This is a genomic window from Thalassobacter sp. (assembly GCF_982993085.1).
Map to the genome: position 1 here is coordinate 1 of NZ_CEZFMW010000106.1, position 12,635 is coordinate 12,635.

At 57.2% G+C, this 12,635-nt stretch carries 11 protein-coding genes and 1 pseudogene; 5 read left to right on the forward strand and 7 right to left on the reverse strand.

The genetic code is table 11. The features are described from left to right. The 5 genes and pseudogenes from AC4GMC_RS14295 to AC4GMC_RS14315 all read left to right on the forward strand — a co-directional run. Positions 1-489: pseudogene (locus AC4GMC_RS14295) on the forward strand (BREX-1 system adenine-specific DNA-methyltransferase PglX); the annotation flags it as partial. Continuing rightward, positions 489-2,990 (forward strand): BREX-1 system phosphatase PglZ type A, encoded by a 2,502-nt coding sequence (gene pglZ / locus AC4GMC_RS14300; RefSeq protein WP_487879483.1) that lies wholly within the window; start codon positions 489-491, stop codon positions 2,988-2,990. The pseudogene AC4GMC_RS14295 and the gene pglZ, both read left to right, overlap by 1 nt. 11 nt (positions 2,991-3,001) lie before the next feature. After that, positions 3,002-5,110, forward strand: a complete 2,109-nt coding sequence (brxL, locus tag AC4GMC_RS14305) for a BREX system Lon protease-like protein BrxL (protein ID WP_487880184.1) — start codon at positions 3,002-3,004, stop codon at positions 5,108-5,110. Between the two features lie 5 nt (positions 5,111-5,115). Then, on the forward strand, positions 5,116-6,270 hold the full coding sequence (locus tag AC4GMC_RS14310) for a DUF4268 domain-containing protein (RefSeq protein ID WP_487877807.1): 1,155 nt from the start codon (positions 5,116-5,118) through the stop codon (positions 6,268-6,270). Next, on the forward strand, positions 6,267-6,797 hold the full coding sequence (locus AC4GMC_RS14315; protein ID WP_488082125.1) for a hypothetical protein: 531 nt from the start codon (positions 6,267-6,269) through the stop codon (positions 6,795-6,797). Before AC4GMC_RS14310 ends, AC4GMC_RS14315 begins: the two co-directional genes overlap by 4 nt. 36 nt (positions 6,798-6,833) lie before the next feature. Here AC4GMC_RS14315 and AC4GMC_RS14320 read toward each other — a convergent pair whose 3' ends face one another. The 7 genes from AC4GMC_RS14320 to AC4GMC_RS14350 form a co-directional block, all read right to left on the reverse strand. After that, positions 6,834-8,057: a radical SAM protein gene (locus AC4GMC_RS14320; RefSeq protein WP_487877809.1), complete on the reverse strand. Its 1,224-nt coding sequence runs from the start codon at positions 8,055-8,057 to the stop codon at positions 6,834-6,836. Continuing rightward, positions 8,057-8,689, reverse strand: coding sequence for a 2OG-Fe(II) oxygenase family protein (locus tag AC4GMC_RS14325; protein ID WP_487877810.1), 633 nt, complete (start codon positions 8,687-8,689; stop codon positions 8,057-8,059). The genes AC4GMC_RS14320 and AC4GMC_RS14325 overlap by 1 nt, the downstream gene beginning before the upstream one ends. A 2-nt stretch (positions 8,690-8,691) precedes the next feature. Further along, positions 8,692-8,979, reverse strand: a complete 288-nt coding sequence (locus AC4GMC_RS14330) for a hypothetical protein (protein ID WP_487877811.1) — start codon at positions 8,977-8,979, stop codon at positions 8,692-8,694. Further along, positions 8,969-9,709: a hypothetical protein gene (locus AC4GMC_RS14335; RefSeq protein ID WP_487877812.1), complete on the reverse strand. Its 741-nt coding sequence runs from the start codon at positions 9,707-9,709 to the stop codon at positions 8,969-8,971. The genes AC4GMC_RS14330 and AC4GMC_RS14335 overlap by 11 nt, the downstream gene beginning before the upstream one ends. Continuing rightward, on the reverse strand, positions 9,709-10,620 hold the full coding sequence (locus AC4GMC_RS14340) for a hypothetical protein (protein WP_487877813.1): 912 nt from the start codon (positions 10,618-10,620) through the stop codon (positions 9,709-9,711). Before AC4GMC_RS14340 ends, AC4GMC_RS14335 begins: the two co-directional genes overlap by 1 nt. Further along, positions 10,617-11,648, reverse strand: a complete 1,032-nt coding sequence (locus tag AC4GMC_RS14345) for a tail fiber domain-containing protein (RefSeq protein ID WP_487884335.1) — start codon at positions 11,646-11,648, stop codon at positions 10,617-10,619. Before AC4GMC_RS14345 ends, AC4GMC_RS14340 begins: the two co-directional genes overlap by 4 nt. A gap of 3 nt (positions 11,649-11,651) precedes the next feature. Then, a partial coding sequence (locus tag AC4GMC_RS14350) for a phage tail fiber repeat family protein (RefSeq protein ID WP_487877917.1) occupies positions 11,652-12,635 on the reverse strand: 984 nt, incomplete at its 5' end.

Consider the following 12,635-nt stretch of genomic DNA (forward strand, 5'->3'; position numbering starts at 1 on the left):
TTCGGCGAGGCGCATTTCCGCGAGAACCTGCGCTATATCGAGGACGCGCTTGGCAAGGACATCCGCAAATACTTCACCAAGGATTTCTATGCCGACCACGTGAAGCGCTACAAGAAACGCCCGATCTACTGGATGGTCTCCAGCCCCAAGGGGACGTTCAACGCGCTGATCTACATGCACCGGTATCGCGGCGACACGGTGTCGGTCATCCTCAACGACTACCTGCGCGAGTTCATCAGCAAGCTGCAGGCCGAGCGCGGGCGGCTTGAAAAACTGTCCGACGACCCGAGCGCCAGCCAGGGCCAGCGCACCAAGGCGCTGAAGGATATGGGCGTGATCGCCAAACAAATCGACGAGCTGAACGAATGGGAGCGCGATGTCGTCTTCCCCCTGGCTCAGACCAAGATCGAGATCGACCTCGATGACGGTGTGAAGGCGAACTATCCAAAATTTGGCACCGCCCTGAAAAAGATTGTCGGAGTAAGCTGATGACGGATCGGATCACCGCCAGCCTGGAACGGCTTTTTGATGAGCATCGCATCGTCTTTTGGTATGACGCAGCGCGCGACATGCGGGGAGAGTTCGATGCGCTCGATCTGGCTGGTGTGACGAAGGTGGAAATCGCCAACAACCAGTTTGGACTGAAGCATCGGATGATGCGGCAGGAGCCAAAGGCGAAGTTTCTGGTGTTCCATGATGGGCCAGAGCCGGGGAATGCGGCGAACTGGCTGCTGGACCTGCAATTGGCAACGGCGGTGTTCAAGGCGGATCAGGCTGGTATCTGGCTGGGTGAGCTGAGCCTGCCGCCTCAGTTCGAAAGCGTTGTGCGCAATCACATGGAGTTTTACCGCTCCAAAGCGCGTGTGGCCGACCTGAAGCGCCTTTTGCATGCTGCAGACACACAGTCCCAGGTGCGGCTGCGCATGCTGGCCGTCTGCGCTGGCGCCGAAGGTGGGCTTGATACTGTGGTCGAGACGCTGTTGGGTGAGCTGGCTGAGGGTCGCGATGATGCAATGCGGCTGATCGAGCGGTCTGGCCTGACCGAGGTGTTCTGGAAGCAGGTTGGGAATGCCTATTGCTATCAGCCGGACCAGCCCGATCTTGAAGACTTCGCGATCGCGCTCTTCCAGTCGGCGTACCTGCGGGCGCTCGGCGAAGATGGTAAGCTGAACGCCGAGGCGCTTCTGGTTTTCCGGCGCTGGAAGAACAACCGCCACTGGGAAGAGGCGTTCGAGACCTTGGCCGCGCGGTATCAGGGCTTGCTGAAGATCCCGGAAGATTTGTCCAAGCGCGATTTCCGTGCGGTCATGGCCGTTGACCATTTCGAGGAAATTGACCGACACATCATCCGGCAGCTCGTGCACGCGATGTCCACCCAGACCGTCAGCGCTTCTGAGGTGCTGAAATGGGTGCGCGAGCGCCGCCAGAGCCATTGGTATGGCTCCTATGAGGACATCTATCAGGCGATCGGCTTTGCGACGGAATTTCAGCAGGCGCTCGCCGAGGCCAATCTGGGGATGACGAGCCCTGCCGAAGGGGTGAAGCGGTACGTCAGCAGCTGGTACAAGCTCGACCAGCTCTACCGCAAATTCATCTACCACATGCAGCGCAGCGGTCATGCCTCGCTGCTCTCGGAACTCTACGAGGCGGTTGAGAACCGATACACGAATAGCTTTCTGTTGAAGCTGAATGACGCCTGGCAGGATCAGGTTGCCGGACTGAGCGATTGGACAATCCCCGGCTACGCACGCCAGAGCGCCTTCTACGTCGAGCAAGCAGCAGAGTTCCGCCGTCGAGACCAAAAAGTCGTGGTCATTATCTCGGATGCCCTGCGTTTTGAGGTGGCCGAAGAATGCTTGCGCCGCATTCGGGCACTGAACCGGTTTGATGCAGAGCTGAAGCCCATGATCAGTGCGCTACCCAGCTATACACAGCTCGGGATGGCGGCACTGTTGCCAAACCGGGAATTGTCTTTTGCGCCTGATGGCAGCGGATCTGTTCTTTCGGGTGGCGAAAGCACCCAAGGGCTCGCCGCGCGCGAAAAGCTCCTGGCAACAGGACGTGCAGGCGACCGCGCGAAGGCTCTGTCCGCACGCGATGTGCTCGATATGCGGGTCGATGAGGGCAAAGAGCTCTTCCGCGACAACGACGTGGTCTACATCTATCACAACCTGATCGATGCGATTAGCGATAAGCTGCAGACTGAAGATCAGCTGCCCAAGGCGGCAGAAGACGCGATCGAAGAGCTGACCAAGCTGGTTCGCAAGCTGACTTCGGCGAATTTTTCGAACATCCTGATCACGGCAGATCACGGATTCCTTTACCAGCACCGATCGCTTGATGAGAGCGACTTCGCTGTTGCTGATCCCAAGGGCGAAGAAATCCTGCTGCGCAATCGCCGCTTCGTTATCGGTCGTGGCCTCGAAGAAACCGCGGGCATGAAGAAGTTCAGCTCAGCCAATCTTGGCTTGGCGGGTGACCTCGATGTCCTGATCCCGAACTCGATCAACCGCCTGCGCGTCAAAGGGGCAGGGAGCCGGTTTGTCCATGGCGGTGCGTCGCTGCAGGAAATCGTGGTCCCGGTTATTCGCGTCGGGAAACAGCGCGAGGCGGATGTGAACCAGGTTGAGGTGCAGATCATCGTATCTGGCCGCAGCCAGATCACGTCTGGGCAAACGGCTGTTATCTTCTACCAAGCGCAACCGGTCTCTGAGAAGATGCAGGCGCGCGAGCTGGTTGCGGGTATCTATGCAGCCGACGATACACTGATTTCAGACGAGCATGTCCTGCAGTTCGATTTCACCTCGGACAACGCGCGTGAGCGCGAAATGCCCCGGAAGTTCCTGCTGTCGCGTGAGGCGGACAAATTCAACAACCAAGACGTATTCCTGAAATTGCGGGAGCGGGTCGGCAAGACCAGCCACTATCAGGACTACACAAGCCATCGCTTCCAGTTGAAACGTGGCATTACAACAGATTTTGACTTTTGAGGAGCGGGCCCATGAGTGATCTCGACGCCAGGATCAATGAACATTTCGCGGGCTTTGTCGTGCGCAAGGACCTGGTCAAGGCGGTCAAGGGCAACGCGATCGTTCCGACCTATGTGCTCGAGTATCTCTTGGGGCAGTACTGCGCCACCGACGACGAGGCGTCGATCGCGACCGGCATCGAGACTGTCAAAGAAATACTGCGCAAGCATTATGTCCACCGCAGCGAAGCGGGGCTCATCCAGTCAACGATCAAGGAAAAGGGGCGCTACAAGGTCATCGACCAGATCAGCGTGTCGTTGAACGAGAAGACCGACAGCTACGAGGCGACCTTCGACAACCTCGGTATCAAGAAGGTTGCGGTCGACAGCGGCACGATCAAGGCGCACCCAAAGCTGCTGGTGACGGGTGTCTGGTGCATCGCCGATGTTCAATACGAGTTCTCGGAGGATGCACGTATTTCGCCGTGGATCCTCGAGACCATCAAGCCCATCCAGATCGCCAAGGTCGACTATGAGGGCTACCGTGAGGCGCGGGGCAGCTTCAACACTGACGATTGGATCGATCTTCTGATGCAAAGCATCGGGTTCAACCCGGAGGCCTTTGGGCGACGGGCGAAGCTCTTGCAGTTGATGCGCCTGATTCCCTTCGTGGAACGCAACTACAACATCATTGAGCTTGGGCCCAAAGGGACCGGTAAATCGCACATCTATTCAGAGTTTTCGCCACACGGTCAGCTGATCTCAGGTGGCGAGGTGACGATCCCGAAGCTCTTTGTGAACAACTCGAACGGCCGCATTGGCCTTGTCGGCTATTGGGATGTCGTGGCCTTTGATGAATTCGCTGGTCGAGAAAAGACAGCGAACAAGGCGCTGGTCGACATCATGAAAAACTATATGGCCAACAAAACCTTCTCTCGGGGTGTGAACCCGATGGGGGCCGAGGCTAGCTTCGCGTTTGTCGGCAACACCGACCACAATGTGCCTTTCATGCTGAAAAACAGCGACCTCTTTGAGGCCCTACCGCCGCAGTTCCATGACTCGGCCTTCATCGATCGTCTGCATGCCTATCTGCCTGGCTGGGAAATCGACGTGATCCGTGGTGAGATGTTCACAAGCGGGTATGGTTTTATTGTAGATTATCTCGCTGAAATGTTGCGCCATCTGCGTCAGGAAGATTTCTCCAACCGGCCGGATCAGCATTTCAAGATCAGCGAGAAGATTTCAACGCGTGATAGGGATGCGATCTACAAGACGATGTCGGGCCTGCTGAAACTGATCTTCCCGAATGGTGGCGAAACGGCCGAGGATGTCGAAGAACTGCTGCGCCTAGCCATGGAGAGCCGCAAGCGGGTCAAAGACCAACTAGCCCGCATCGACAGTACCTATCCCGAGGTCGATTTTCACTACCTTGGCACGGACGGGACCAAGCGCCGTGTGACCACGGTCGAGGAGGAAGAATACCCGCAGTTCTATCACCTCAAGCCTGCGCTGGATCCCAAGGAGCAGGAACAGTCAGAGACGTCAGTTGGTACTGGTGAGCCCACATCTGCCGGTGACGAAGGGGCATCGACATCAGGGCGCGCTTCGGAGGCTGGGCGCCCTGCCAAAGCTGAGGCTAAGCCCGTTCTCGAAGAAGGCCACCATGTCTTCACAGAGGATCGCAAGGGGATCAGCTACGATCGGCTCTTCGGTCCTTACATTGAGGGCGCGTCAAAGATCGTCGTGACAGACCCCTACGTCCGATATTTCTACCAAATCCGAAACATGATGGAATTCGTCGAAATGGTAATTCGGCGGAAATCGCCAGAGGATCAGGTCAGCGTTCATCTCGTGACTGGGCCGGATGATGGTAACGTTAGCAAACAACGCGAGCTGTTGGATTCAATCTTGGACGCCTGTGTCGGTTCTGGTGTTGAGTTTACTTGGGCTTTTGATGGTACGGGTACAGCGCATGCGCGCGACATCGTCACCGATACTGGGTGGAAGATCGTGCTTGATCGCGGCCTCGATATTTTTCAGGCACCTATCAAAAAGGACGGGTTTTCGCTCAGTGATCGGTTGCAGGAGCACCGCATCATCAAGGGCTTTTATGTGACCTACGTTCGTAGTGAGCAGGAGTAAGTCGCATGTTTCGCATTGATAAAGGTGACAACTCGATCAAGCCGCTCAGGGCACGCAGCTTTTCTGAGTTGGGTTTCAAAGAGCGTCAGCACCTACAGGAATGGATAGCCAAGTATCCATCCTGTCTTGGTGAGGACCTGTTGATCATCCAGAAAGAGTTTGCAGGCTTTTCCGACACGCAGGAACGTCTGGATCTTCTTGCTTTGGACAAGAAGGGTCGCTTGGTTATTATCGAAAACAAGCTCGACGACACCGGAAAAGACGTCACCTGGCAGGCCATGAAATACGCCTCCTACTGCGCGAGCCTGAAAACAGAAAGCATCTGCGGTATCTATCAGGATCATCTCACCAAGACAGGACAGCCTGGGGTGGCCAGTGAACTGATTGCTGATTTTCTGGAAGTAGCCGACTTGTCAGAGGTCACGCTCAATCGCGGTGTATCGCAGCGGATCATGCTGATCGCCGCGAACTTCCGCAAAGAGGTGACCTCGACTGTGCTGTGGCTGATGAACTTCAAGCTGCAGGTTCAGTGCTTCAAGGTCACGCCTTGGTCAATGGCAGACGATCTTTTCCTAAACGTTGAGCAAATCATCCCTGTGAAGGATACACAGGACTTTGTGATTGGTTTGGCAGACAAGGCTCAAGAAGAAGAGCAGGCTTCGTCTGCGGAAGCTGCTCGGCACGCAATTCGCCGTGAGTTTTGGGCGGAATTAATTCAAGCAATGCAAAGCAAGTCGAAACTGTACGATAATATTTCAGCGGGTTACCGAACTTGGATTGGTGCAGGTTCTGGCATGCGAGGTGTTGGGTTTAAGTTTGCTGCGTCAGGCAAGTATGGACGCGCGGAAATATACATTGATCGGGGTGAACAGACTGAAAACAAGTATGTCTTTGATCAGCTTTTGGCTCAACGCAAAGCTATTGAGGCTGTGTTCGGCGGAACGATGGAGTGGGAGCGCCTGGATCATCGTCGCGCTTGTCGGATCAAGTGTGAGACAGAAGCTGATATGTTTGACCGCGAGGACTGGCCACGCATGATAGAGTTCATGACAGACGCTATGGTCCGCATGGAAAATGCTTTTGGGGACACAATACAAAAATTAAATGTGGATATTCGATCGCAAACGTTTGAGCCGACGCATGGCGAGGACGATTTGTGATTGGCCTTGGCAAAAAAGATGAAGATGGCAAGCAAGTGCGTATTGAACATCGAGGCAAATACACGCGAGCCTCTCGGACAGGTGGTGTTGCAGTCCGCGCTGAGAAGAAGATTGGCTCCGTCAACGTTACGGCCAACTCTTCAAAGGGGGTGCGGGCGTCTACACGAATTGCAAATGGCACGCGTGTCGCACTGCAAAATGGGCGGGTCCAGCTCATCGGCCGTTGGCGTGCAGGTCCCTTCGGCTTCAATCTGTCTAAGACCGGCGTTAGCGCTTCTATCAAAAATAAGGCGGGCACATTTAATTTTTTGAAGCCGCAATACTCATCTTTTAAGCTTGCGGGGGTCCAGTTACGCGGCAAAAAAGCGGCTCAGCTACAGGTAATTTACATGCTGATTATGGCAGCTGTTTTTTTGGTTGCCGTGATAGCGAGGGCCTCCGTGTTTATGCTTTGGCTTGCAATCTTGCCTGTCCTAGTCTTTTGGGACATCCTTGTTGGCCTTGTGCTGGGACTGCGCTTGCAATAGTGGCCTATGCTCCCCAGGTCGCCGCCCAAGATTGTATCAATCTGATCGCTTGATCTCTATGACCACCATCCCCGTCAAATGCCAGACGGCAGCCATCATGATCCCCATATTGAAGGCAAACTCGTTGGCGCAGCTCTGCTTGAAGAACTCCCCCTCGAGGAACATGCAGGAGCCTTTGCAAAGCTGCACGACCGGGCATTTTATGCATTCCTCGCGAAAGGCAAAATGCGTCGCGGTATTGAGCGCGATATCTTCAAAAGCCTCAACATGACCGATCTTGTGCTCGCCCTTTGCCCCGGTGTTTTGACAGGTCATGACGTTGCCGCGGAGATCGACGGCGATGGTATCTTCTCGGTCCATCCCGCACTTTTGCCCTAACGCCTCAATGGGCCTTTGCCGCTGGATCGAGGCGTAGAACTCATCAATGCGCTCGCCGAGACCAAAGGCGTTCGGATCCTCGACCAGCGCCTCAAATATTGACCGTGTGAGGCTGTTTAGCTCTGCAGGTGCAAACCGTCCTGTGCCTAAAGCGGTCGCGGCATCATAGACATTCACAACGCCTTCGAGGCCGACGTGGATGTCCGGCCCAATCCGATCCGCAAACCAAGCCTTCAGCGCCTTTAGATCATGATGTTCTTGCGTCAGCACCGCGTTGAACCCGACCTTATCTGCACGCTCCGCCAGCAGGATTTCGATCCATTGACGCTTTTCCGGATCATCAAGCGGATCCGGCCCACGTAAATGCTGTCCCGGCCCGTCGTGGCTGATGGTGATCGCAATGTCGTGCGCAGCAATGAAGTCCAGCTTTTCGCGATTGAGTAGCGATCCGTTGGTGATTATCGAGAAGCGCACTCCGGGAAAACGCTTCTTCAGCGCTGGCACCAATCGCTTGATTTTCGCCCAGTACAGAAACGGCTCACCGCCCCAGATTTCAATTTGCTCTGGGGCTTGCGTGATCCAGCCGTCGAGCTGGGTTAAGAAGTGTTCCACATCGGCCAGCTTTGAGACCGTCGCATCCTCAATCTGGAAGGCCTGACTGCAATAGCTGCAGCTATAGTTGCACGACAGCCCCAGCTGGATTTTTAGCACACGCGGGGCGCGGGACTTGCCAATTGGGCGATCCTTGGCCACTCGCAGCACTGGCTCAAATTCACCGGGCTCTACGGGCAAAGCCAAGCCCTCACATTCCGAAGTGTGGGGATTGTAGCGCAGGGTATGTCGAGCACCGTCACGGGCCTCGAGGGTGAGATCAAACCACATCAGTCAAAAAGCCTTTCTTCAAGAGCGTCGGGCAGGGTGACGCGGAAGTTCGCGACGACCTGCACATGGGGCGTATCCCCCTCAAAGGGGTGCTGGTTGTGAGGAATATGCGCAGGAAAAAACACCGACAGCCCGGGGCGTGGGTTGACGGAGTATCCATGCCGCGCCTCATAGGGCAGGCGGCCCTCATCGAAGTAGCGCGACGGATCCTCAATCACAAAGCGCGGGGTGCCCACAGAGTTCACTGGCAGCTCCGCACCACCTCCCGTCAGAAAGTGTACGCAGGTGAGATCGCCCTCGCGGTTGTCCTTATGGGTGGAGATGAAGCCGCCGGGGGCGATGACCAAGGCGCGGTTTTCGCAGTGGTCAGGGTCTAGGTAGGAAGACCAAGGCCCTAACACGTCCCGCGCGCAGGCAAAGAGATGAGATTTTAGGGCCTGACCCGCGGCGCTGCGCTCCAATATCCCGCGTACCCGCCGCTTGGACGCGCTGAGCGCATGCCCGTTCTTTAGATCCCCCACTGCTGCTATCGCCTCATCCGCCAGTTGGCGGTTCACTTCCCAATCCACGGGTGTCTCAAAAAATATGACCCGCGTGGGCCAGAGCTCAGAGCTGGTCTTGCGCACCTCCATGTTCAGCACCGGCAATTGCAGTTACAATTGTAGAAGTTGCGGTTGGCAGTGATCGAGACCACACCACTGGTTCCGCCACCCGATAGGCTGTTCACATAACAGTTCGCGGTGCAGTTACAGTTCCCACCTCCGTTGCTGCCAACACCCCTAATACCACCAATGGGATTGCCGTTGCCCACCGCCACAGAGGTAATATCGCCCGCCCCAATGGCGGGTTTGTTTTTGATGCGAGACCAATCCACTTGACCGCTGTCATCAATGACGATGATGGTTCCAACCTTATAGGCCATGGGGGCCTCCTTGCGTTTGATGAGCCATGATCTCGGCGAGCCCTGCCTTGCAGTGGGAATTAGGCAAGTTAATCGAGCACAGCACAGGAATGCACATGCGCTCTTCGCCTTCAAAATAGGTGCTGTCATGGGGCACATGGCCCTCGAAGACGATCATAGAGCCTGTGCGCGGCTCGACTGCGTACCAGCCGCCGACATAGGCGTCGGGGTTGTTGCAGGGCCAGAGCCGCTTGCCGACGTTTGCGGGATCGTAGAAGCGTACCGCCCCGCGATGCAGGGACGTGTCAGGGCAGTCAGCGTCCAGCTTGACCCTCGGATAATAGGTGCAGACGATATCCGTCTGGATATGCGTGTGGGTGTTGATCCCGACGTTTTCTTTTTCGGCCCGGCGCTGCCAAAAGGTGTCAGACATCATGGAGATATCTCCGGTGTGCTCGTAGCCATAGGCGAGTTGCAGGTACTCTCTCACCGCCGCCGCCACCATCTCCGCCAGCGCAGCGATCGCCGGGTCCTGCCGATCCATTAGGAAGTTATGGCGCAGATGCCCGAGGTGGTTGGTTTGGTCGCCAACGTTGCGACCGTCGTCCGCGTCATTGATGCGGTTGGCCACCGCGTCCTCGGCCGCCAGTGCGTACAGCCTGTCGTTGAAGCCCTTGGGCATGTCCCAGTGTTTGTGCATCACGAAGGCCGGGTAGATCATCTGGAGCTCGGTTGTGGTTTCGATGTGCATCAAACGACCTCCAAGATGATCTTGCCGATGGCGGTGTAGTGCTCAGTGTTAAGCTTAACCGCGATCTGGTCGCCTGCGCTGAGGCCAAGTGCCTCGACAGTAAAACGCCCTTGGCCCTGAGCGTTGGTCGTTAGGCGCCGCTTCGGCAGATAGCCGGCGTCGCTCTCGAGTTTGAGTGTCAGCTCATGGGAGCAAGGCGCGCCGTCTCGGTTCCAGCGCAGGGTAATGGGCACTTCAGCCCGACCACCGGCCGGAAGTGTAAGAAGGGCCTCACTTGACGCATCTGCGTGGAAGTAGAACTGCTTGAACCAGATCCCGTCGTTTGGGATCGACGCATCGTCAATGCGCCCAGCGACCGAGGTCCCGTTGAGCAGGATGGGGTCTTGGTCGCAGAGCAACTCAACTCGAGCCCCAGACAATAGCCCAGCGATGGGCATGAAGATCACAAGGGCGTTTGACGCCTGCGTGCGCGCCCGGTGCCGGAAGGAATAGTCCACCTTCTCGCGCGCCGACTGCGCAAAGCGGTTGCGCCAGGGCAGGGGGAAGCCACTGTTGTCGGTCATGATATCGATCAGGGCGTAGTCGGTCAGCTCATCGTGCCCGACCATGCCGTCGAGGAAGATGTAGGAACGACCCTTGTAGATGGCGCCATGTGGGCATCCGGGCAGGTCAGGCACAAAGATGCCGTTGCCCTCGAGATCGACAAAGCCGGCCTTATTGGAGTTCTCCTGCGGCTCCTCGAGGGCTTCCTTCAAGTCTTGCCAAGCAAGCGCGCCAATATAGTCAGGCGCGATTTGACCCTCTTGGCATGGCTCAAAAACACAGATGCCGGCGTAGGTCTCCTGAACATCGACAGCGTAATGAAGGCGCGCAGTGGTATTGTAGATCACGTGCAATCCTGTCTCGATCACGGTGAGGTTCCTTTCAGCTGCTCGACCTCGACTGAGAGGTCTTTGATGGCCTCGACGAGAAGCCCGACGAGGTTGCCGTAAGCCAGTCGCAAAATGCCTTCGGTCTCAACCACAGCCTCCGGTGCGACGGCCTGCACTTGCTGCGCGATTAAACCCATCTGTCGAGCATCAGAGCCCGCCATGGTGAAGGTGACCCCGTTGATCGCCTGGACTTTGACTAAGGCATCCCTGATGACCGCCACGTCCGACTTCAGCCGGGCGTCTGATGAGGAGACAAAATTCGGCGCGGTGACGGTCCCACTGAACGTCGCCTCAGAAAGCCGTGCAAAGGCGCTGGCGTGACTGCCGTCTAAGAGATCGGCATCGATGCCCGAACCGGAGCCATCCACGGATTTGAGCTTGTCGCGCACTTGCGCGGCGGTGTCGGGTGAGCCGTTAGCCCCGGCGGGCCCTTGAGGTCCGACCGGGCCAGTCGCTCCTGTTGGTCCTGTAAGCCCTCGCGCGCCTGTTGGTCCGGCTGGACCAGTTGCGCCTTCAGGACCCCTTGGACCTGTGGCACCGGTGTTGCCCTTCGGACCAGTAGACCCTGTCGCGCCCTTGAGGTTCACATACCCACCCCAGGTCGACCCGGTGTAGAACCGCAGACTTGTCCCAGACCATTGATGCGCGGGTGTTGGGCCGGTTGCGCCTTGCGGCCCGGTGGCACCGGTGTTTCCTTTTGAACCCGTAGGCCCTGTTGGACCTGCAGGCCCCTGCGGTCCGGTCGGTCCAGTATCCCCCTGGGGCCCTGTTGTGCCAGTCGCCCCCGTATTTCCCTTGGGACCTATCGGCCCGCGCCCCCCCACGGGCCCCGCCGGTCCTTGCGGCCCTGTCTGCCCCAATTCCACCACACTTTCGGAACCAGCGATACGCTTTAGGAACAGTTTGCCGTCGGTGACATTCATCGCCAGCTCACCGGGGGCCAGTTGAGAGGTACTTGGCACCCGGCCGGCGACAGTGGTGCGTTTCACAAGCAATGTGTTTGTCATGGCCTAGAACGTGCCCCCATCAAGTGCGATCCCGTTGATCGAGCCACCAGTGATGGCGACACTGCTGGAAGCCTGCGTTGCCATGGACCCCAGCCCAAGGTTTGAGCGCGCAGCCCCCTTGTTCGGCAGATCCGACAGGTTTGAGGCTGCCGCCAGTTTGCCCGCCAGCGCATTGGTGACTGAGCTTGCAAAATTCGGATCATCGCCGAGGGCTGCGGCTAATTCATTGAGCGTGTTCATCGCACCGGGGGCGGCATCAATCAGCGCAGCAATCGCTGCGGCCACAAATCCCGTGGTCGCAATTTGCGTCGTATTCGTCCCAGTAGAGGCGGTCGGCGCCGTCGGCGTTCCCGCAAAAGCTGGAGATGTTAATGCAGACTTACCGTTGAGCGCGCTCTGCAGCCCCGTAATCTGTCCAATTGCATGACTGTGGCTTGAGGGCGCAAAGCTCGTCGGCTTGCCGGTAATCCCGGACCAAGGTGCCGCATCCGCCACTTCCGCCGCATCCACCTTACCATCACTATCGCTGTCATAGGTAGAGCGGGCCATGTCGCCGGCCCCAAAGCCGACAATGGCATCATTCACAAAGGCTGTGGTTGCAATCTGTGTCGAGTTTGTGCCGGCCACAGGGGTTGGTGCTGTGGGAGAGCCGCTAAACCCAGGTGAAGCCAAAGGCGCTTTGACGGAGAGTAAAGCATCCACCTGGGACTTGCGTACGAGATCCGTTCCACCGCTCGCGTCTTGGCTCGACTTTGGCACCAAAGAGAAGGTCTTGGTTCCACCAACTGTCTGGGTGCCCACGCGGGCGACAAACCCGCCAGAGCCTGCCATGGACACAATGGAGGTCGCATTGCCTGCGCCATCATCGCCTTTTCCGACATAGAGCGTGTCATCGACTTCGTTGTGGGCGAGCTCGCCGGATTTCAGAGTGGCAGGCGCGCCGGCGACGCCAGAGACGCGGCGCTTGAGTTGAATGGTATTGGCCAT